The organism is Streptomyces sp. (assembly GCF_035563135.1).
GTDB lineage: Bacteria > Actinomycetota > Actinomycetes > Streptomycetales > Streptomycetaceae > Streptomyces.
The window spans coordinates 1-20,205 of sequence record NZ_DATMVN010000634.1 but is presented as its reverse complement, the minus strand read 5'-3'; the positions used below and the strand labels follow the sequence as shown (position 1 = coordinate 20,205).

Genomic DNA, 20,205 nt, shown 5'->3' with positions numbered 1-20,205 from the left:
ATGTCCTTGTTGCCGGTCGTCGTGATGAAGATGTCCGCCGTCTCCACCACGTCGTCCAGCGTCGTGACCTGGTAGCTGTCCATCGCGGCCTGCAGGGCGCAGATCGGGTCGATCTCCGTGATGATCACGCGGGCGCCCTGGCCGCGGAGGGATTGGCAGCAGCCCTTGCCCACGTCGCCGTAGCCGCAGACGACGGCGGTCTTGCCGCCGATCAGGACGTCGGTGGCACGGTTGATGCCGTCGATCAGCGAGTGACGGCAGCCGTACTTGTTGTCGAACTTCGACTTGGTGACCGCGTCGTTGACGTTGATCGCCGGGAAGAGGAGGGTGCCGTCGCGGTGCATCTCGTACAGCCGGTGCACACCGGTCGTGGTCTCCTCGGTGACGCCGCGGATCTCGGACGCCAGCTGGGTCCACTTCTGCGGGGACTCGCCCAGGGTGCGGTTCAGCAGGGTGAGGATGTGGGCGTACTCCTCGCTGTCCGCGGTCGACGGGTCCGGGGCCTCGCCGGCCTTCTCGAACTCGACGCCCTTGTGGACGAGAAGGGTGGCGTCACCACCGTCGTCGAGGATCATGTTCGGGCCGCCGGTGGGGGTGTTCGGCCAGGTCAGGGCCTGCTCCGTGCACCACCAGTACTCCTCCAGGGTCTCGCCCTTCCAGGCGAAGACCGGGACGCCGGCGGGGGCGTCCGGGGTGCCGGCCGGACCGACCGCGATGGCGGCGGCGGCGTGGTCCTGGGTGGAGAAGATGTTGCAGGAGGCCCAGCGGACGTCGGCGCCGAGGGCGACCAGCGTCTCGATGAGGACGGCTGTCTGCACGGTCATGTGCAGCGAGCCGGTGATCCGGGCGCCGGCCAGCGGCTGCGCGGCGGCGTACTCCTTGCGGATCGACATCAGGCCGGGCATCTCGTGCTCGGCGAGGGTGATCTCCTTGCGCCCGAAGGCGGCGAGGGAAAGGTCGGCGACCTTGAAGTCCTGGCGATTGGCGGCCGTCGTCATAACGGGCTGCTCCTCGTGGTGGGTCGAGGGTGGATGGCTGGCTCTGCGGCGGCCACGGACACACGAATGCCCGGGCGGTCCGCAGTGCAGTCCGTCGGAGGCCCTCTCTCCCTCGGCCGGCCCGCTCCCGCGAACCGATCGACCGCCATCAGCAGCGACGTCTGGTACTCCCCCGAATCTACACCGAACGGCCCAGCGTGCCCCAGTCCGCCTGGGCGGCGGAGTGGGGCACGGGGCCGTTCGGGGCTGGACCTCAGCGGATCAGTGACCGGATCCTGCCGGTGCGCCGCCGGGGGACGCGGGGCCGCCCGGGGTCTTGCCGGGGTTGGTGCCGGCCGCTGCGGCCGCCTCGTTGTAGATGTCGGGTTCGAGGTAGATGACCCGGGCGATCGGGACGGCCGCGCGGATCCGGTTCTCGGCGGCGTTGATCGCTTCCGCGACCTCGGCGGCGGACTCCTCCGCGCGCACCGCGATCTTGGCGGCCACCAGCAGCTCCTCCGGACCGAGGTGGAGCGTGCGCATGTGGATGATGCGCGTGACGGTGTCGCCGTCGACCACCGAGGCCTGGATCTTCTCGACGTCCTCGACGCCGGCCGCCTCACCGAGCAGCAGCGACTTCGTCTCGGCGGCGAGAACGATCGCGATCGCGATCAGCAGGATGCCGATGCAGAGCGTTCCGATGCCGTCCCACACGCCGTTGCCGGTGCCGAGCGCCAGTCCGACACCTGCGAGGGCCAGGATCAGGCCGACGAGCGCGCCGAGGTCCTCAAGAAGGACGACGGGAAGCTCGGGCGCCTTGGCGCGCCGGACGAACTGCGTCCAGGACAGCTTGCCGCGGGTCTGGTTGGACTCCTTGATGGCCGTACGGAAGGAGAAGCTCTCGGCGATGATCGCGAAGACCAGCACGCCCACCGGCCAGTACCAGGCCTCGATCTCGTGCGGGTGCTTGATCTTCTCGTAACCCTCGTAGATCGCGAACATGCCACCGACCGAGAAGAGGACGATGGAGACGAGGAAGGCGTAGATGTAGCGCTCGCGCCCGTAACCGAAGGGGTGCTGGGGGGACGCCTCCCTCTGGGCCTTCTTGCCGCCGAGCAACAGCAGTCCCTGGTTGCCCGAGTCCGCCAGTGAGTGGACGCTCTCCGCCAGCATCGATGACGAGCCACTGAAGAGGAACGCCACGAATTTGGCCACTGCGATCGCGAGGTTGGCGGCGAGTGCCGCCACGATCGCCTTGGTTCCGCCTGACGCGCTCATGGGTGCCTGGTGTCCCTTCTTCGGTGCTGCGGCACGGGCGCCGCGATACGGCCGGACATTGTTGCAGTCGCTGGTGCGGACGGTACGTCAGACCACCACGGTCGCGCGGAAGAGCGTTCCGGTACCGGAGACTTCGACCGTTTCGTCCGCCGGGACGAACACGGATTCGCCGGGTGCGAGGGTGATCTCCCCTGTCCGGGGGGTGCCTGCCGTGCAGAGCAGGATCTGGGGGGTGGCGGCGCCGAGGTCGACGGGGGCCCCGCCGGGCGGCAGGACGTAACGCGACAGCCTGAATTCGTCGACCGGCGTCTCGTACAGCTCCTCGCCGCCGGGGGCGGCTTCGGGGCGGAGGATGCCGGGCTCGGTGGCCTCGAAGCGGACGATGCGCAGCAGTTCGGGGACGTCGATGTGCTTGGGGGTCAGACCGCACCGCAGCACGTTGTCGGAGTTGGCCATGATCTCGACACCCAGGCCGCTGAGATAGGCGTGCGGCACGCCCGCGCCGAGGAACATGGCCTCGCCGGGCTGGAGTTGCACGTGGTTCAGCAGCATGGCCGCGATGACGCCCGGGTCGCCGGGGTGGTGGTGGGCGATCTGGGCGTACGGAGCGTGGGCGCCGCCGAGCCGCTGCGCGGCCTCGGCCGCCTCGGCGGCCGAGGCCGCCATCTCGTCGGGGTCGGCGGTGAGGATCGCGGTGAGGACCTCGCGCAGGGCTCCGTCCTCGGGCCGGGCGCGGAGCAGGTCCACATAGGGCTTGAGCGAGTCGACACCGAGGGCGGCTATCAGGCCGGCGGCTTCGGCGGGCCTGCGGAAGCCGCACAGCCCTTCGAAGGGTGTGAGCGCGCAGATCAGCTCGGGCTTGTGGTTGGCGTCCTTGTAGGTGCGGTGCGGTGCGTCGACGGGAACGCCCCGGCGCTCCTCGTCCGCGAAGCCCTGCTGTGCCTGTGCGAGGTCGGGGTGCACCTGGAGGGACAGCGGGGCGCCGGCTGCGAGCAGCTTGAGCAGGAAGGGGAGGCGGGGGCCGAAGGCGCGGACGGCCGCGGTGCCGAGTTCACGCTCGGGGTGGGCCGCGATGACGTCCGTGAGGGACTGCTCCACCGGCCCGGAACCCGTGGGGTCCGCTCCGGCGGGGCGGGTGACGCGCGAAGGGGCTCCCGGGTGGGCACCCATCCACATCTCGGCCTGCGGTTCGCCGGTCGGGGCGGTGCCGAGCAGCTCGGGGATGGCCGTGGTGGACCCCCAGGCGTAGGGGCGCACGGTGTTGGAGAGCCGGTCCATGGAGATTCGTCCTCGTGGGATGCGCGGGGGCGTGGCGCCCCGGGGGGGGGCTTCAGACCCGGTGGTCAGCAGGCTTCAGGGCCGGTGGTCGAGGGGCTTCAGATCCGGTTGTCGGAGGCCAGGGAGGCGTAGACAGCGGCGAAATCGGTGACCGCGAGGAGCTCGGCGAGGGCTTCGAGCTCGCTGCCCTCCTCCGGTTCGAGTTCGCTGATGGCCGTGTCGTGGCTCAGGGCGAGCTCGCGGGCGGCGGGGCTCGCCGTCAGGCCGCCGGTGGGGCGGTCGCGGAGCAGGACGACGCGGGCTCGCATGGCTTCGGGTTCGTCCACCCGGTCGCGGAAGAAGTCGTCGGGGTCGGCCCCTGCGGCGAACGCTCCGGCGAGCAGTCCCCCGTGGGAGGGCAGTGCCTGAGGCAGCTCGGCCACGAGGGCCGGGCGGCCGGCCAGTTCGGCCAGGACGGCGGCGAAGCGGCGCCCCACGGGGCCTGCGGCTTCGCCCTCCGTCCAGACGAGGGGCAGGCTGTCGGCGAGTTCTGCGGCCAGGGTCTTGGCCGGGTTGCTGTAGGTGGCGACGGCCGGCCCGCAGCGTTCGGCTGTGCGGTCGAGGCGGTCGGCGACCTTCTGGAGCGTCTCTGGGGGCGCGTCGATCAGGCCCACCCGGTCCAGCAGGGCGAGCAGCGGGGTGAGCAGGGCCCAGAGCGTGCCGGGGCCCGCCGCCGAGGTCTCGGCGTCGTACTCCCCGTGCGGGGCGGTGGCCATGGGGACGACGAGTCCGTGGACCCCGTCGACGGCTTCGCGCAGCGGGGACCGGACGGGTGCGACGGCGACGACCGTGCAGCCGCGGCGGTACGCCTGCTCCGCGAGGAGCGCGAGGCCGGGTTCCGAACCGTCGGCCGTGGCGATGAGCAGCAGGTCCACGGAACCGGCCCAGCCGGGCAGAGCCCAGCGCAGCGCTCCGACGGCTGCCGCCACCCCGGTGGGGCGGATCGCGGTGACGGGCGCCGAGGCACCCGCGAGGGCGCCGATCAGGTCGGCGACGCCGGACGCGGCGGTGCCGGGCCCCGCGACGAGGACGGCGCGGGGCCGGCCCTCGGGGGCCAGGGCGCCGATTCCCGCCTCGGCGGCGTGCCGGGTGGCGGTGCGGACGCGGGCTCCGGCCTCGGCGGCGCCGCGCAGCAGCCCCCGCCGGTCGGCTCGGGCCAGGGCTTCCGGTGCGTCGAGCAGCGACTCGTCGAGCATGGTGGTGGGCCTCCGATCACCGTACTGATCAGGGTGCGGATTACGCGGGGCGGCGGGCCTCGTCGACGAGGAGTACCGGGATTCCGTCCCGTACCGGGTAGGCGAGACCGCAGTCCGCGCCGGTGCAGACCAGCTCGGGGCTTTCGGCTGCGGACCGGTCGTCGAGCTCGGCGTGGCAGGCCGGGCAGGCGAGGATCTGCAGGAGGCCGGCTTCGAGCGGCATGGGGTGGGTCCCTTCGGGCATGCGGTGCGGTTCCGGTCCGGACCCCGGTTCGGGTCCGCGGAGCTTGGGGCGTGGTCAGCCTACCGCCGGGCCGAGAGGGTCGCGGCCCGGCAGGCCCCGTCCGACGGGACATGCGTCGGGCGGTACGCATGCCGCGGGCGGTGCGGACGCCGGGGTCGTCCCCCGGTGTCCACGGTGCGTGTGCCCACGATGTCGCCCGTCACGCGCGACGAACGCGATGTGTGCCCGTCCGCGCGCGGACGAACACGACATGCGCCCGTCCGCGCGCGACGAACGCGACGCTCGCCCGTCACGCGCGGACGAGGGCGAGGACCTCGTCACGGACCTGTGTCATCGTCTTCTCGTCGCGTGCCTCGACGTTCAGACGCAGCAGCGGCTCGGTGTTGGAGGCGCGGAGGTTGAACCACCAGTCGGTGCCGGTCACCGTGAGCCCGTCGAGCTCGTCGAACCGCACGTCCTCGCGGTTGTCGTACGCCGTCCTGATCGCCGTCAGCCGGCCGGCCTGGTCGGCCACGGTGGAGTTGATCTCGCCGGAGCCCGTGTAGCGGTCGTACCGGTCGAGGAGGCCGGAGAGCGGGCCCTCCTGGCCGCCGAGTGCGGCGAGGACGTGGAGCGCGGCGAGCATGCCCGTGTCGGCGTTCCAGAAGTCGCGGAAGTAGTAGTGCGCCGAGTGCTCACCGCCGAAGATCGCGCCGTGCTCGGCCATCTCGGCCTTGATGAAGGAGTGGCCGACACGGGTGCGGACGGGGGTTCCGCCGTTCTCGCGTACGACTTCGGGGACCGACCAGGAGGTGATCAGGTTGTGGATGACGGTGCCCTCGCCGCCGTTGCGGGCCAGCTCGCGGGCGGCGACCAGGGCCGTGATCGCGGACGGGGACACGCCTTCGCCGCGCTCGTCGACGACGAAGCAGCGGTCCGCGTCACCGTCGAAGGCGAGGCCGAGGTCGGCGCCCTCGGCGAGGACACGGGCCTGGAGGTCGACGATGTTCTTCGGGTCGAGGGGGTTGGCCTCGTGGTGGGGGAAGGTGCCGTCGAGCTCGAAGTACATGGGTACGAGGTCGAGGGGGAGGCCCGCGAAGACGGTGGGGACGGTGTGGCCGCCCATGCCGTTGCCCGCGTCCACGACGACCTTGAGCGGCCGGACACCGGACAGATCCACGAGGCCCAGCAGGTGCGCGGCGTAGTCGGTGAGGGTGTCGCGCTCGGTGACGGTGCCCGGGGTGGTCACGGTCGTCGCGGGCATGCCGTGCTCGGACCACTGCTCGACCAGGGTGCGGATCTCGGTCAGCCCGGTGTCCTGGCCCACGGGCGCGGCCCCGGCGCGGCACAGCTTGATGCCGTTGTACCGCGCCGGGTTGTGCGAGGCCGTGAACATCGCTCCGGGCAGGTCCAGTGCCCCGGACGCGTAGTACAGCTGGTCCGTCGAGCAGAGCCCGATGAGGGTGACGTCGGCGCCGCGGTCCGTCGCGCCGCGGGCGAAGGCGGCGGCCAGGCCGGGTGAGGACGGCCGCATGTCGTGACCGATCACGAGGGCGTCCGCCTCGGTGACCTGGACGAAGGCGGCGCCGAACAGTTCGGCGAGCGGCTCGTCCCACTGGTCGGGCACGACTCCGCGCACGTCGTACGCCTTCACGAGCTGCGACAGGTCAGCAACCACGGCCGGTCCTCCTGGGATCTTTACGGACCGCCCAAACTACCCGGCGGCCCCGGGCCCCCGGTCAGGGGAGCAGCCGGCCCGGCACCGCAGCGCCCCCGGGCCCCCAGGCCTCCGGTCAGGGGAGCATCCAGCCCAGCACCACCGTGCTCTGGGCCATCACGACCAGGCACATCGCCAGCAGCAGGCCGAGGCTCCACGGCAGGACCTTGCGCAGCAGGTCTCCCTCGCGTCCGGCGAGGCCGACGGCCGCGCAGGCGATCGTCAGGTTCTGCGGGGAGATCATCTTGCCCAGCACGCCCCCGGAGCTGTTGGCGGCGGCGAGGAGTTCCGGCGACAGCCCCGACTCCCGTGCCGCGGACACCTGGAGGGCACCGAAGAGGGCGTTCGCCGAGGTGTCGGAGCCGGTCACGGCGACTCCGAACCAGCCGAGCACCGGTGAGAGGAAGGCGAGTCCGGCGCCCGCCGCGGCGACGGACCGGCCGATGGTGGCGGCCTGTCCGGAGAGGTTCATGACGTAGGCGAGGGCGAGGACGGACGTCACGGTGAGGATCGCGTACCGCAGTTCGTGCACGGTGGCCGCCCACTCCCGCGCGGCGGCACCGGCCCGTACGCCGAGGACGACGGCGGTGACCAGGCCGGCCAGCAGGACGAGGGTGCCGCCCGTCCCGAGGAGCGGAAGGGAGAACGCGTTGGCGCCGACCGGTTCCCCGCCGGGTCCCGCGACGTCGAGGAACGGCCAGTCGAAGACCTGGGTCGCCCCGGCCAGCAGCCGCTTGACGGGCGGGATCTGGGCGAGGGAGAACACCGCGACGATCAGGGCGTACGGGGCGTAGGCGCGCAGCACCTCGCGGCGCGGGTCCTCCGTGTCCAGGTCCTCGCTGCGTACGCCCGTCAGCACGGCCGCGCGCACGGTTTCTCCGGCGGGCCTGCGGGCGCCGGGGAGGGCGATCAGCGCGCCCGCGCCCACCAGGGCCGCCGCGATGTCGGCGAGCTGTGCGGAGAGGAAGTTGGACGCGGCGAACTGTGCCACCGCGAAGGCCGTCCCGCAGACGAGGGCGGGCAGCCAGGTCTCCCGGAGTCCTCGCCTTCCGTCGGTCAGGAAGACCAGGATCAGCGGGACGACGAGCGCGAGCAGGGGTGTCTGGCGGCCGACGACCGTGGCGACGTCGTCCAGCGGCAGCCCGGTGACCTGGGCGAGCGTCACCACGGGCGTGCCCATGGCGCCGAAGGCGACGGGCGCGGTGTTGGCGACCAGGGAGACGACGGCGGCCTTCACCGGGTCGAAGCCGAGCGCCACGAGCATGACCGAGCAGATGGCGACGGGTGCGCCGAAGCCGGCCAGCGCCTCCAGGAGCGCGCCGAAGCAGAAGGCGATGACCAGCGCCTGGATGCGGGGGTCGTCGGAGACCCGGCCGAAGGAGCGCCGCAGGATGTCGAAGTGCTGGGTGCGGACGGTCATCCGGTACACCCAGAGGGCGTTGACGACGATCCACATGATGGGGAAGAGCCCGAAGAGGACGCCTTGCGCCCCTGCGGACAGGGTCTGCCCGACGGGCATGCCGAACGCCAGCCATCCGACGAGCACGGCCACGGCGAACCCGACGAGTCCGGCACGGTGGGCCTTCATGCGGACGGCGCCCAGCAGAACGAGAACAGTCACCAGTGGCAAGGAAGCGACAAGAGCGGACAGAGCGAGCGAATCGGCTACGGGTTCGAGTTGCTGGACAAACACACAGACCTCCCCGGATTCCGTGATGCGGAAGCGATCTCCCACGGATGGAGGAATGGTCGTGTCCGCGACAAGTCAGCGTCAATGCTCCGCACCGGAAAACTCCTTCCGGCCGGGGAGTGACGGGTGGGACGGAAGAGGCGGCGAGCGGGACCGAGGGGGCGGCGGGACGGAGGAGAGGGCAGGCCGGCGGGCGGGTCAGGTGTGTCAGGAGTCCGGGGAGCGCAGCACCCTCAGATGCCCCCGGCGCGCGACCTCCACCGGGTCCGCCGATCGCGGTCCCCTGCCGCCCTGCTGCCGGTCCTGGGGACGGGCCGCCTCGCGCACGGCGTTGGCGAGTGCTTCGAGATCGTCACCGCTGGGGCGGGTGGGGACCGAGGGGTCGGAGAGCCGGACGACTTCCCAGCCGCGCGGCGCGGTCAGCCGCTCGCCGTGCTCGGCGCAGAGGTCGTAGCAGTGGGGTTCGGCATAGGTGGCGAGCGGGCCGAGGACCGCGGTCGAGTCGGCATAGACGTACGTCAGTGTCGCGACGGCGGGACGGCCGCACGCGGTTCGCGAACAGCGACGTACAGGGCTCACGATGTTGGACGGTACCGCACTCTTGAGCGGGCTGCGACGACTCTCCCTCAGCTCACCCGCTCGTGTCGCCCCGCGGACCCGCCGCGGGGCGGCTCCGGCGCAACCGCTCCGACCTGCCCGGCAGCCGGAATGAACCGGTGCGCGCGGGAGGGGATCGCGGTCGCCGGGAAGAACATGAGCGGTCATTCGGCGAAGGGCCTGCGATCACGGCAAGGACCGGAACACACCGGACCCTGGCCGGAATGTTCATCTCGTGGCATCCGGCAGACCTGCGGAGAAGCACTGATCACCCCGGCCCGGGGAGGGTTACGCTGCGTCGGTGATGGACAGTCCTGTACCTCCTCTCCCGTCCGAGCCACGGCCCCGCCGCCGCGACCGCCATGGCCGCGGTATGCGCGGACCGGTCGCACCGCCCCAGGTGCCGCTGTCCGTCAGCAGGGCCGAGAGCTTCCGTGACCTCGTCCAGGACTCGGTGGAGCGGCTGGAGCGGCGCTGGCCGCAGCTGGCGGACGTCGACTTCCTGGTCCTGGACGTGCCGGGTTCGCTGGAGGAGACCGTGCCGCTGGGGCGTGCGCTGTCCGCCGTGAAGGGGCAGCCCGCGCAGATCGTCATCTACCGGCGCCCCGTCGAGATCCGCACGAAGAGCCGCGACGAGCGTGCCCTGCTGGTGCACGAAGTCGTGGTGGAGCAGGTCGCGGAGCTGCTCGGTCTCTCACCCGAGTCGGTCGACCCGCGCTACGGGCAGGACTGAGGCCACCCGCAGCGCGCTCCCTCAGTCGTCCAGGACCGAGAGGTCCTGGACGGCCTCGGGCACCTCGACCGTGCCCCCGTCGTCCGGCAGCGTCTGCACGGTGAACATGCCGACCCCGCCCTCCGCGATCGTGAGTGTGCGGGCGGCGTGCACCGGGCCGCCCCGCTCGGTCTCCACCGTCAGGGCGTAGCCGCCCTTGAGACCCGCCGGAGCCTGCGGCGTGACCGCGAGCGTCGTACCGCCCTTGACCGTGTACGTCTTCACGGTCGCCTCGCCGCCTTCGCTGCCCGCCGACGCCGTGACCTTGACCTCCGCCGCCCCGCCGGGAGCGGTCAGGGACAGCACCGAGCCCTTGGCGCGGTTGTCCGCCGCGGTCGCCCGTTCGCCCACGGGGCCGGTCGCCGGGATGAAGGCGACCTCCTGCTTGGCCCCGGTGCCGCGCACCACGCGCAGTGCGGCGACCACCGGAGTCGTGCTGCCGTCGGCGGGGGACAGCAGGAGCGAGCCGGGCTCCCCACGGGTGACGTCCTTGAGGTCGACGCTCGCGGTCATCTGCGACTTGATGTGCAAGGTGGCGTTCCCGGCCGGTGTCAGCGGCCCGGTCTTCCCCAGGAGCTGGAGCTTCACATCGGCGTCGGCCTCCCCGGGCGCGAACGCCACCAGGCGTACGGAGGTGGCGTCGGCCGGGATCCCGGGCAGGATCTGCGTGTCCGCCGGGTCGGCGGAGGCGGCCAGCCAGTCGCTGCCCACCTCCTCCTCCGCGGCGCTCACGACCGCGCCGACACGTCCCGACCGGGTGGTGACGTGGACGGTCACGTTCTCGGCCGCCTCAGCGGTCAGGGTCGAGATCAGCATCGGGACGCTCGACCTCGCCGGGACGGTGATGCCCTCACCCGCGGTGGACTCCAGGGGGCCCTCGGCACCGTAGAGCTCGATGTCGGCGACGGCGGCGGTGTCGTCGGGGTTGGTCAGGTGGACATAGTCCTGGCGGGCCTCCCCGGTGCTCGCCCCCGGGAACCAGAAGTCCGTGTCGGGGGCGGTGCAGCTGACGCCGAGCAGACCGCGGGCACCGCCCGCGGCGACCGTGGTGGTCTGCTGGGCGGTCCAGCCGGGCGCGAGTTTGCCGGTGGCGGTGCCGACCAGGGCGGGGGCGTCGGACTTGGAGGTCTCGGCGGTGGCCGGCTCGCCCAGGGCCTTGAGGGAGACGACGGGCTTGCCGTCCGGCGCCTCGTCCTCCGCCTCCCCCTTGTCCTTGTCCTCGTCCTCGTTCTCGGCGTCCTTGTCCTCGTCCGCCGGCGCTTCCTCGTCCGCCGGCAGGGGATCGGCCGGCTCCAGCTCGGCGGCGCCGGCCTCCGAGCCGCCCTTCCCCGCCGGAGTGAAGGACGTGTACGTCGTCTCCGCCACGTCGGACGTGCTCGGTTCCGGGCAGAGCAGGCTGGAGCGCTCGACGGGGAGCCGGGCAGCGGTCTTCGTCTCCGCCGCGCCCTCGTCGCCGGGCACGGTGAGCGCGGCGAAACCGGTGACGGCGGCGAGGGCGACGACGCCCGCGATGAGGGAAAGGGGGGTGGACTTCACTCGGACTCGCCTCGCGATGCGTTGCCGGCCGGCCACGGGCCCTGGCCCGGGGTCGGGTTCTCTTCGTGCCCTTCATGCCCGTCGTACGGAGCGGCTTCGCCCGCCTCCGTGGCGTAGGGCTGCTGCTGGGCGTATCCGTACGGGTCGTAGGCGCCCTGCTGCTGGTACGGGTCCTGCTGGTACGGATCGGCCTGGTAGTACTGGCCCGCGTCCTGCCCGCCCTGGTACTGGCCGTAGTCGGCGCCCTGGTACTGCTGCGCCTCCCACTCCCCGTAGTGCTGCTGGGGCACGGCCGCGTAGGTGCCGGTGCCGTCCTGGGCGCCCGGGTCCGCCGCGTACGGATCGGCGCTCTGCTGCGCCGGGATGTACTGCTCCGGGGTGTACTCCCCCGGCGCCTGCTCCGGGATGTGCTCCCCCGCTGCCTGCTCCGGGATGCCGGGTGCCGCCTCGGCGTGTCCGGTCGCCGTGCCGTCCTGCCGGGCCGTCGCCTCGGCGGCGTCGTCGCCTGCCGCGGCCGCTTCCGCCTGGGCGGCCGCGCGCAGCCTGCGGGCCCGGCGCCCCTCACCCGCGACCGGCTCGGCCGCGACCGCCTCGGTCTCCTCGGGCAGGTCGTCGTCGACCTCCCGGCGACGGCCCGGCAGGGCCAGCACCACCAGGACGACGCCGAGCGCCACCTGGGCCCAGACCCGGAGGGTGTGCGTGACGGGCGCGTCGAACGTCAGGTCGAGCGTCCCGCCCTCGGCGGGGAGCTCGAATCCCTGTGCCCAGCCGTCCACGGTCTTCGGGGTCAGCGCGCGGCCGTTCAGCGTGGCCTGCCAGCCCGGGTCCGCCGCGTCGGCGATCCGCAGCACCCGGCCGGGGTCACCTTCGGGGATCTCGGTGTGCGCCTCGACGGGCTGGGACCCGACGGGCACGGGTTCGGCATCGGCGCCGGAGGGGACGATCGCGAGCCGGGAGACCTGGCGGTCGACCCGCCACAGGGCGCTGCCGTCGAGCTGGCTGAGCCGGCTCAGGCCCGGGGTCGAGTCCAGCACCCGGCTCACCCGGCGGGGCGCCCCGTCCCGCACGAGGACGTAGCGGATGGCGAAGCCGCTGAGCTGGCTGCCCTGGTCCGCGCCGGAGCCCGCGACCAGGTTGGCGACGACCTTGTCGAGACGGGCGTTGCCGCCACCGGCCTCGGTGAGCTCGGCATCGCCCAGACGGACACCCGAACCGCGGACCAGGCTGTAGGGGACGGCGGCCGGCGACGTCCCCCCGAGCACCAGGGTGCGCGCCTGGTCCCGGGTGCTGCTCTCCTCCGCCACGAAGGCGGGCACCTGGACGGGGTCCCGGCGCTCCACCGGACCGGCCGCACCGCCGATCATCCAGCCTGCCGCGGCCAGGACCGGGGCGAGCCCGGCTGCCAGGGCGATCAGGGCGGCGACCGGCTGGCGCCAGCCGAAGCTCAGTGCGGCGACCCGGATCCGGGCGCCGTCCGCCCCGAGCAGCGCGGCGGCGAGCAGCGCGATGCCGTAGACGAGCGTGGCGGGCCCCGCCCAGGTGGAGCCGTTGGAGAGCGCCGCGAAGACCAGTGAGACGAGCACGACGGCCCAGGCGGCGCGGATCGCGAACTGCCGCTCCCCGCGCAGCAGGGCGGCCAGCGCCGCCAGCACGATGCCCAGCAGCAGGATGCCGCCCGCGGCCTTGGGGCCGCCGGGGCTGATGCCGAGCAGGTCGAGAGCGGACGCCGTGCCCGTGCCGATGTCGAGCCCGGCCTCCTCCAGGAAGCCGGACGGACTGCCGAGCAGGGTCAGTGACCAGGGCGCGAGGACCAGGAGCGGGGTGCCGGCCGTGGCCAGGAAGCGCAGTCCGTAGGCGGCGATGTCGTTCCGGCGCAGCACCAGCACCCCGGCGCCCAGGATCACCGCGAGCGGCCAGACGATCGGTGTGAAGGCCGTGGTGACCGTGAGCAGCAGGGTGTACGCCCAGGTGGCGCGCCAGCTGCCGCGTGCGCCGGAGCCGTCGCCCCGCAGTCCGTGCGCGGCGACGGCCGCGCGGGCGATCAGCGGGAGCAGCACGGCCAGGACGGCCGTGCCGATGCGGCCGGTGGCCAGCGCTCCGGTGGCGGCGGGCAGGAAGGCGTACGCGACGCTCGCCCAGGCCCGCAGGAGCCGGGACTCGACCAGCGGCCGGGAGGCGAAGTACGCGGTGAGCCCGGCGAGCGGGACCGAACAGACGAGCAGGAGGGTGAGCGCGAAGCCCGTGGAGCCGAGGAACAGGGCCGACAGGGCCGCGACCACGCCGAGGTAGGGCGGGGCGGTCTGGGTCCCTCCGGTACCGACGGGGTGCCATCCGTCCGCGTAGCGCCCCCAGAGGTCGGAGACGTCGGCGGGGGCGGGCAGCAGTGCGCCGCCCGCGAGGGCGCCGCTGCCGAGAAGCCCCCGGCAGGCCACCAGCGAGACCAGGAGGAGGAGCGCGAAGAGGACGGGGCCGGGCTTGCGGCCGATCTTCTTGAGCCGCGCGAACTGTTCGATCTCCAGGAAGTCGGCGTCGTCGCCCCCGGGCCCGGACTCGACGGCGCCGTGCCGGGAGCCCCCGGAGTCGGAGTCGGTGCGGCTGCCGAAGTTGCCTGCGACCTGTTCGACGGTCGCCCGGACCGTGGCACCGGGCGGCGGGAAGAGCGAGCGCAGATCGGCCGCGTCCACCGTCCCTCTGCCCCGCGCGCGGCGGGCGGCGGCGATCCGTCCGGGGCGCAGCACGGTGGCGAGGAGCCCGGCGACCTCGTCGAGCGCCTGCCCCGGCGCCTTGCCGACGAGGTAGGCGAGGGTGCGCAGCAGGGTGCCGACGACGAGGCGGAGCGCGGCCCACGGCAGCTGTTTGCCGCGGGCGTTGACGAGCATCGTGTAGACGGCGCCCGCCTTGTCGACGCGGTGCGGGCTGGTGACGGAGCGCCCGGCGCAGTCGATGGGCCGGCGTTCCCTGGCGGAAGCCTCGGCGTGCCGCAGTACGGCGCCGGGGGCGACGAGCACCCGGTGGCCCGCCTGGTGCGCGCGCCAGCAGAGGTCGACGTCGTCGCGCATCAGCGGGAGCCTGCGGTCGAAGCCGCCGAGCTCCTCCCAGACGTCGCGGCGCACCAGCATGCCCGCGGAGGAGACCGACAGCACCGTGCGGACCTGGTCGTGCTGGCCCTGGTCCTGTTCGCGACGGTCCAGTCCGGTCCAGCGGCGTCCGCTGTTGGCGATGGAGACGCCGACTTCGAGGAGTTGCTTGCGGTCGTACCAGCCGCGCAGCTTGGGCCCGACGATCGCGGCGTGCTGGTCGTGGTCGACGACGCGGAGCATCTCGGCGAGCGCGTCCGGCTCGGGGGCGCTGTCGTCGTGCAGCAGCCAGAGCCACTGGACGGGTTCCCCGTGCGGGAGCTCCGGCAGGTCGTAGGCGTCGTCGCGCCAGCTGCGGGTGACCGGGTCCCAGCCGCTGGGGCGCTTCAGGTACGGCAGGTCGTCCGGGGTGAGGACCCCTGCCGTGCGGATCGCCTCGTCCACGGCGGTGCCGAAGCCCGTACGACGTGCCAGGTGCAGGACGCGCTCCGCACCGATCGCCTCGGTGACCAGGCGGGCGGAGTCGTCGGCGCTGCCGGTGTCGGCGGCGACGACGTGCTGCACGGGGCGCTCCTGCCCGAGCAGTCCGCCGAGCACGCGGGGCAGCCAGCGTGCGCCGTCGTGCGAGACGAGTACGGCGGTGACGACGTGCCGGGGGAACTCTGGGGCGGCGGCGGCCTCGTTCGGCGCCGCCGAGTGGCTGTGCACGGACATCGGGGTACGGGCCCTCCGGCCGGGTCCGGAGGGGATCCCCCCGGGGGCTGCATCGGTGTACGCGTGCGCCCCGGCGGGGCGTCGGCGCGTCTCTCGGACGGGGCCCCACACTAACGGTACGGATGTCCGCCCCGTGCCGAGCGGTTGACCGGCGGCAGCAGGAGACGGCCGGACATGCCGGAGATGGCCGGACATGCCGATGGCCTGGGGGCCGCGCCCCGGACGCGGGGCGCGGCCCCCAGGCCATCGCCGTCCCGGCCGGGCCTCGCGGTTCCGGCCGGCCTCACGGTTCCGACCGGGCCTCGCCGTTCCGGCGCGCGGGTGCGGTGTGTGTCAGACGGCCGCCTTCTTCAGGCGCCGCCGCTCACGCTCGGAGAGGCCGCCCCAGATCCCGAACCGCTCGTCGTTGTCGAGGGCGTACTCAAGGCATTCGGAACGGACTTCGCAGGCGAGGCAGACCTTCTTGGCCTCGCGGGTGGAGCCGCCCTTCTCAGGAAAGAAGGACTCGGGGTCGGTCTGGGCGCACAGCGCGCGCTCCTGCCAGCCGAGTTCCTCGTCCGCGTCCTCGACCAGCAGTTGCTGGAACAGCTCGGTCATGTGCGCCCCTCGTCTGTCTCTTGCGTCCCCGTGATGCGGCCGTTATCGAAGCGGCCGAACGACACGAGTGAAATTACAAGTGTGTATCTCTGGGCCAGTCAAGCGAAGATCTGCTATTGGCCTCGGTATTCACTCTGCGGAACCAAGCGTATGCAGTAAGTGTTCAAATCACCAAAAACCTGACATATGCCATCGGTCTTCCCGGGCGCCGCTTCTCACCGGGTGAGACGGGTGGAGCCACCTCGATGTTTCGATTCGATCACCGAAGCGACCAAGATCACAGGTGGATCACGGGGCGTCAGCCGCATTCGGGAACACGGTTGATGCGCCACCTTGCCCGTCCGATGGGTGCCAAAACCTTTCTCCACCGACGGCAACCGCTCGGGGTGAAACATTGCCGCCAAATCGGGCATTGGGTTGACACGGGACGGATCCAGCCGGTCTCCTTGCTTCCATGGCGGCGACCGCAGCGATGTACACGACCCACGTCCGTGGGTTCCGTACGGCTGTCCAGGCCCGCTGTTGCTGTTCCAGCTGTCACAGCTGTTGAAGCCGTAGCGCTCCAGCTCTGATCCAGCTCTTCCCCCACGCATTCCGGTCTCCGCGACGCCCCCCGCGCGCGCATCCCATGCCGAGGAACCACCGCACCCATGAACAGCGACAGCGACCTTTCGATCGCCGGCGACATCCTTGAGGTCCAGCACCTCCTCCAGCCGGCCAGCCCTCACCCCTCCACCGTGGCAGGGTTCGCCGGACTCGCCCGCTCCATCGCCGCCGACCGCGCCCGGTGGGCCCCGCTGGTCCGGTACGACGCCACCACCCGCTGGTACCACCGGCTGCGCTCCGTCCCCCGGGCTCCCGGCCCCGTCCGAGCGGGGGAGGCTCCCCTCGGCTACGAGGTGTGGCTGCTCAGCTGGGTCCCCGGCCAGGGCAGCGGACTCCACGACCACGGCCCCTCCTCCGGGGTGCTCACGGTCCTGGAGGGTGAGCTGACCGAGCACACGGAGCGCGGGGAGCGGACCCTGGACTCCGGCGCGCAGCGTGTCTTCGCCCCGGGGTACGTCCACGAGGTCGTCAACGACTCCCTCGGACCCGCCGTCAGCCTGCACATCTACTTCCCGGGCCTGACCGACATGCCCATGCACACGGCGCGGTGCGCCCCGGCCGCCGAGGACGCCGTACAGGTCTGACACCGCCCCCACTCGGACAGGGCCGCGCCTGACACACTGTTCGCCATGCGCATTGTGGTTCTGGCCGGCGGTATCGGTGGTGCTCGTTTCCTGCGCGGCCTCAAACAGGCCGCGCCCGACGCGGACATCACGGTGATCGGCAACACCGGCGACGACATCCATCTGTTCGGGCTGAAGGTCTGCCCCGACCTCGACACCGTGATGTACACCCTCGGCGGGGGCATCGACGAGGAGCAGGGCTGGGGGCGGACCGACGAGAGCTTCCGGGTCAAGGACGAGCTCGCGGCGTACGGCGTGGGGCCCGAGTGGTTCGGCCTCGGCGACCGCGACTTCGCGACCCACATCGTCCGTACGCAGATGCTCGGCGCGGGCTATCCGCTGAGCGCGGTCACCGAGGCCCTCTGCGCGCGGTGGAAGCCGGGGGTCCGGCTGATCCCGATGTCCGACGACCGCGTCGAGACGCATGTGGCGGTGGACGCCGACGGCGGGAGCAGGGCCGTCCACTTCCAGGAGTACTGGGTGAAGATGCGCGCCTCCGTGCCCGCGCGGGCCGTCGTGCCGGTGGGAGCGGAGCAGGCCGAGCCCGCGCCGGGTGTCCTGGAGGCCATCGCCGAGTCGGACGTCATCGTCTTCCCGCCGTCGAACCCCGTCGTGTCGGTGGGCACCATCCTCGCCGTGCCCGGCATCCGGGAGGCGATCGCCGAGGCCGGGGTGCCCGTGGTCGGGCTCTCCCCCATCGTCGGTGACGCGCCCGTGCGGGGCATGGCCGACAAGGTGCTGGCCGCGGTGGGCGTCGAGTCCACCGCCGCGGCCGTCGCCCGGCACTACGGTTCGGGACTGCTCGACGGCTGGCTCGTCGACAGCGTGGACGCCGCAGCGGTCGCCGAGGTCGAGGCGGCGGGGATCCGCTGCCGCGCCGTGCCGCTGATGATGACGGACGTGGACGCCACCGCCGAGATGGCCCGCCAGGCCCTGGCACTGGCCGAGGAGGTACGGGCATGAGCGGCGGGCCGGCCGGCGGGACGCCCTCGTACCGGGTGTGGGCACTGCCCGGCATGCCCGAGGTGCGGGAGGGCGACGACCTCGCGAAGCTGATCGCCGCCACGGAGCCGGGCCTGGTGGACGGTGACGTCCTGCTGGTCACCTCGAAGATCGTGTCCAAGGCCGAGGGCCGGATCGTCGGGGCCACGGACCGGGAGGCGGCGATCGACGCCGAGACCGTCCGGGTGGTCGCCCGGCGCGGGACGCTCAGGATCGTGGAGAACCGGCAGGGACTCGTCATGGCCGCGGCCGGGGTCGACGCCTCGAACACCCCGGCCGGGACGGTGCTGCTGCTCCCCGAGGACCCGGACGCGTCGGCCCGGCTGATCCGGGACGGCCTGCGGGACGCGCTCGGGGTCGAGGTCGGGGTCGTCGTCACGGACACCTTCGGCCGCCCCTGGCGCAACGGCCTGACGGACGTGGCGATCGGCGCGGCGGGGGTCCGGGTCCTCGACGACCTCCGGGGCGGCACCGACGGCTACGGCAACCCGCTGAGCGCCACGGTCGTGGCCACGGCCGACGAGCTGGCTTCGGCCGGTGACCTGGTGAAGGGCAAGGCGTCCGGCCTGCCGGTCGCGGTGGTGCGCGGGCTTTCGCACGTGGTGGCGGGCCCCGGCGGGTCCGAGCAGGGCGCCCGGGCGATGGTGCGGGGCGCGGCGGACGACATGTTCCGGCTGGGTACGTCCGAGGCGGTGCGGGAAGCGCTGAATCTCCGGCGCACCGTCCGGGAGTTCACGGACGAACCGGTCGACCCCGGGGCCGTACGGCGTGCGGTGGCGGCGGCGGTGACGGCTCCCGCACCCCACCACACGACGCCGTGGCGGTTCGTCCTGCTGGAGTCCGCGCAGTCGCGCCACCGCCTGCTGGATGCCATGCGGGACGCGTGGATCGCGGATCTGCGGCGGGACGGGCGCAGCGAGGAGTCGATCGCCAGGCGGGTCCGGCGGGGCGACGTCCTGCGCGACGCGCCGTACCTGGCGGTGCCGTGCCTCGTGATGGACGGCTCGCACACCTACGGGGACGAGCGCCGGGACAGCGCGGAGCGCGAGATGTTCGTGGTGGCGGCCGGTGCGGGCGTGCAGAACTTCCTGGTGGCGCTCGCGGGTGAGCGGCTCGGCTCGGCGTGGGTCTCCTCGACGATGTTCTGCCGGTCCGTGGTGCGCGAGGTGCTGGACCTGCCGGAGTCCTGGGACCCGCTGGGCGCGGTCGCCGTGGGCCACCCGAAGGGGACGCCCCCGGCACGGGCGGTGCGGGACACGGGGGCGTTCATCACGGTGCGCTGAGGCGGAGGGGCTGCTGAGGCGGAGGGGGCCGCCGGGGCGGAAGGGCGGCAGGGACGGAGAGGCCGTTGAGGCGAAGAGGCCCCGGGACGGGGAGGCCCCCAGGGCGGAGGGCTACAGCCGGGCGATGTCGCGCGGTGTCATCCGGGGGGCCCGGCGGGCCGGGGTGTGGCCCGAGAGCATGATCAGACGGGTCGCGCGGTGGCGCTGGCCCGCGTAGGGGGCGAGGAGCGCCAGCATCTCCTCGTCGTCGGCGTCCCTGTTGCCCGCGAGCGCGTGGCCCACGATGCCCGGCAGGTGGAGGTCGCCGACCGTCACCGCGTCGGCGGCGCCGTTCGAGCGCTGCAGGGTCTCCGCCGCGGTCCAGGGGCCGATGCCCGGGATCAGTTGCAGCCGGGCCATCGCCTCGGGGAGCTCCATGGCGGCCGCCTCCTCCATCCGCCGGGCCACCCGGACCGCGCGCAGGATCGTGGCGGAGCGTTTGGCGTCCACGCCCGCGCGGTGCCACTCCCACGACGGGATCAGCGACCAGGTCCTGGCGTCCGGCATGACGTACAGGCCGTGCGTGCCTGACGTCATGCCGGCGGGTCCGGGGGCGGGGGTCCCGTAGGTGCGGACCAGCAGCCGCCAGGCGCGGTACGCCTCGTCGGTGGTGACCTTCTGTTCCAGGACCGACGGGATCAGGGACTCCATGACCAGCCCGGTGCGCAGCAGGCGCAGCCCCGGCCGGCGGTGCCGGGTCAGGGCGATCAGCCGGTGGTGCGGGCGGAAGTCGTCCGGGGTGTCGCCCGCCCCGAGCAGCGCCGGCAGCCCGTCCAGGAGCCACTGTGCGCCCGGCCCCCACGCCGCCGCCGTGATCCGGCCGTCGTACGACGCCGAGACGCGCAGGGTGCCGGGGCCGGCCGGGGTGCGGGTCGCACGCCAGAAGGTCCCGTCGGGCAGCGCCCGGTAGGCGGGGTCCGCCGGGCCGCGCCGTAGCGGGCTCAGGACCAGCCGCAGGTCG

At 73.1% G+C, this 20,205-nt stretch carries 16 protein-coding genes; 4 read left to right on the top strand and 12 right to left on the bottom strand.

The features are described from left to right. The 8 genes from VN520_RS28505 to VN520_RS28470 all read right to left on the bottom strand — a co-directional run. Window positions 1–998: adenosylhomocysteinase (locus VN520_RS28505; protein ID WP_325749832.1), on the bottom strand; the 998-nt coding region annotated here is incomplete at its 3' end. Between the two features lie 261 nt (window positions 999–1,259). Further along, window positions 1,260–2,255 carry a cation transporter gene (locus VN520_RS28500; RefSeq protein WP_325749831.1) on the bottom strand — a complete coding sequence of 332 codons (996 nt, stop codon included), beginning with the start codon at window positions 2,253–2,255 and terminating at the stop codon, window positions 1,260–1,262. Window positions 2,256–2,342: 87 nt separating this feature from the next. Further along, window positions 2,343–3,533: a mannose-6-phosphate isomerase, class I gene (gene manA, locus VN520_RS28495; RefSeq protein ID WP_325749830.1), complete on the bottom strand. Its 1,191-nt coding sequence runs from the start codon at window positions 3,531–3,533 to the stop codon at window positions 2,343–2,345. 98 nt (window positions 3,534–3,631) lie between these two features. Then, the gene (locus tag VN520_RS28490; protein ID WP_325749829.1) at window positions 3,632–4,768 is read right to left on the bottom strand and encodes an SIS domain-containing protein; all 1,137 of its coding nucleotides are present in this window, start codon (window positions 4,766–4,768) and stop codon (window positions 3,632–3,634) included. Between the two features lie 40 nt (window positions 4,769–4,808). Continuing rightward, entirely contained in the window at window positions 4,809–4,991 is a 183-nt protein-coding gene (locus tag VN520_RS28485) for a Trm112 family protein (RefSeq protein ID WP_325749828.1), read from the bottom strand. A gap of 310 nt (window positions 4,992–5,301) precedes the next feature. Next, a complete protein-coding gene (locus tag VN520_RS28480; protein ID WP_325749827.1) occupies window positions 5,302–6,669 on the bottom strand; it encodes a phosphomannomutase/phosphoglucomutase in 1,368 nt (455 codons plus the stop codon). Between the two features lie 115 nt (window positions 6,670–6,784). Beyond that, complete coding sequence (locus tag VN520_RS28475) at window positions 6,785–8,401, bottom strand: L-lactate permease (RefSeq protein WP_325749826.1); 1,617 nt, start codon at window positions 8,399–8,401, stop codon at window positions 6,785–6,787. A 204-nt stretch (window positions 8,402–8,605) separates the two neighbouring features. Then, entirely contained in the window at window positions 8,606–8,977 is a 372-nt protein-coding gene (locus VN520_RS28470) for a DUF3499 domain-containing protein (RefSeq protein WP_325749825.1), read from the bottom strand. 322 nt (window positions 8,978–9,299) lie between these two features. Here VN520_RS28470 and VN520_RS28465 point away from each other — a divergent pair, with 322 nt between their 5' ends. Next, window positions 9,300–9,728, top strand: coding sequence for a metallopeptidase family protein (locus VN520_RS28465; protein WP_325749824.1), 429 nt, complete (start codon window positions 9,300–9,302; stop codon window positions 9,726–9,728). Window positions 9,729–9,749: 21 nt separating this feature from the next. Here the strand turns inward: VN520_RS28465 and VN520_RS28460 are convergent, their stop codons facing one another. From VN520_RS28460 to VN520_RS28450, 3 genes are all read right to left on the bottom strand, one after another. After that, complete coding sequence (locus VN520_RS28460) at window positions 9,750–11,303, bottom strand: DUF5719 family protein (protein ID WP_325749823.1); 1,554 nt, start codon at window positions 11,301–11,303, stop codon at window positions 9,750–9,752. Continuing rightward, window positions 11,300–15,094, bottom strand: coding sequence for a glycosyltransferase family 2 protein (locus tag VN520_RS28455; RefSeq protein WP_325749822.1), 3,795 nt, complete (start codon window positions 15,092–15,094; stop codon window positions 11,300–11,302). Before VN520_RS28455 ends, VN520_RS28460 begins: the two co-directional genes overlap by 4 nt. Window positions 15,095–15,427: 333 nt before the next feature. Next, the gene (locus tag VN520_RS28450; protein ID WP_325749821.1) at window positions 15,428–15,691 is read right to left on the bottom strand and encodes a WhiB family transcriptional regulator; all 264 of its coding nucleotides are present in this window, start codon (window positions 15,689–15,691) and stop codon (window positions 15,428–15,430) included. 650 nt (window positions 15,692–16,341) lie between these two features. On the opposite strand from VN520_RS28450, the gene VN520_RS28445 reads away from it, so the two are divergent. The 3 genes from VN520_RS28445 to VN520_RS28435 are packed head-to-tail and all read left to right on the top strand — an operon-like array spanning window position 16,342 to window position 19,205. Then, complete coding sequence (locus VN520_RS28445; protein ID WP_325749820.1) at window positions 16,342–16,881, top strand: cysteine dioxygenase family protein; 540 nt, start codon at window positions 16,342–16,344, stop codon at window positions 16,879–16,881. 45 nt (window positions 16,882–16,926) lie between these two features. Beyond that, window positions 16,927–17,883, top strand: coding sequence for a 2-phospho-L-lactate transferase (gene cofD / locus VN520_RS28440; RefSeq protein ID WP_325749819.1), 957 nt, complete (start codon window positions 16,927–16,929; stop codon window positions 17,881–17,883). Next, window positions 17,880–19,205, top strand: a complete 1,326-nt coding sequence (locus VN520_RS28435; protein WP_325749818.1) for a coenzyme F420-0:L-glutamate ligase — start codon at window positions 17,880–17,882, stop codon at window positions 19,203–19,205. The genes cofD and VN520_RS28435 overlap by 4 nt, the downstream gene beginning before the upstream one ends. Before the next feature lie 111 nt (window positions 19,206–19,316). Here the strand turns inward: VN520_RS28435 and VN520_RS28430 are convergent. Beyond that, on the bottom strand, window positions 19,317–20,205 hold an 889-nt coding region (locus VN520_RS28430), incomplete at its 5' end, for a DNA-3-methyladenine glycosylase 2 family protein (RefSeq protein WP_325749817.1).